The organism is Bifidobacterium sp. M0353 (genome assembly GCF_016100645.1).
Lineage (GTDB): Bacteria > Actinomycetota > Actinomycetes > Actinomycetales > Bifidobacteriaceae > Bombiscardovia > Bombiscardovia choladohabitans.
The window spans coordinates 1-287 of sequence record NZ_JACFSB010000110.1 but is presented as its reverse complement, the minus strand read 5'-3'; the positions used below and the strand labels follow the sequence as shown (position 1 = coordinate 287).

1 protein-coding gene is annotated in these 287 nt (G+C 38.3%); it reads left to right on the top strand.

All coding sequences use genetic code 11. The annotated features are described in order from the left end of the window. Nucleotides 1–221: hypothetical protein (locus tag H3V04_RS09185; RefSeq protein ID WP_198188302.1), on the top strand; the 221-nt coding region annotated here is incomplete at its 5' end. Nucleotides 222–287 lie beyond the last annotated feature (66 nt).

The following is a 287-nucleotide window of genomic DNA, read 5'->3' as shown; positions in this document are numbered from 1 at the left end:
AAACTTCGACCGACTATGACAATGCTCAGGATTTTATTTACGCACAACTAATTAATATAGACAGCATAGACCGCTTTGCTGCTTGTATTGGAGAAGACGGCCAGGACATTAACTTTTTAAAAAACTTAGTACGGAACGACCGCAATATATCTTTTTGGATTGATCTAGCTAAAAAATGGTTTAAGGCAGAATGGATGGCAGATGGCAATGAACAACTCTAACGGATTACTAATTTCAGAACCACCACTGCAAGTGATACCTAGTTTAGCTGTGGCTTTAAAAAGCAG